Origin of the sequence: Streptomyces doebereineriae (assembly GCF_031845645.1) — a bacterium.
Classification (GTDB): domain Bacteria; phylum Actinomycetota; class Actinomycetes; order Streptomycetales; family Streptomycetaceae; genus Streptomyces; species Streptomyces canus.
Genome location: NZ_JAVREZ010000521.1, coordinates 1 through 403, shown reverse-complemented (window position 1 = coordinate 403; position 403 = coordinate 1). Strand labels below are relative to the sequence as shown.

Genomic DNA, 403 nt, shown 5'->3' with positions numbered 1-403 from the left:
CCAGCACCCATTTCGGCTCGGCCATCTGGTCGTAGATCTGTCGCAGCACCGGCGCCATCTTCTGGCTCACCCGGCCCGCCACGATCATGAGATCGGCCTGTCGCGGCGTCGCGGAGAATCGTTCCATGCCGAACCGGGCGATGTCGAAGCGTGGTCCGGCCGTCGACATCATCTCGATGGCGCAGCAGGCCAGGCCGAACGTGGCGGGCCACAACGACCCCTTACGCACGTAGCCTGCGACTGCCTCCACCGTCGACAGCAGGATTCCACCCGGTAGACGTTCCTCTAGTCCCAATTCAGGCCCCCTCGCCGCCAGACATAGGCGTACGCCACGAACACCGTGAGCATGAACAGCAGCATCTCCACCAGCGCGAACAAACCCAGACTGTCGAACGCCACAGCC

The 403-nt window shown here is 64.3% G+C and carries 2 protein-coding genes; both read right to left on the bottom strand.

All coding sequences use genetic code 11. The features are described from left to right. The coding region (gene nuoB, locus RNB18_RS53075) for an NADH-quinone oxidoreductase subunit NuoB (RefSeq protein WP_311721186.1) at positions 1-295 on the bottom strand (295 nt) is incomplete at its 3' end. Continuing rightward, positions 286-403: NADH-quinone oxidoreductase subunit A (gene ndhC, locus RNB18_RS53070; protein ID WP_311721187.1), on the bottom strand; the 118-nt coding region annotated here is incomplete at its 5' end. The genes ndhC and nuoB, both read right to left, overlap by 10 nt.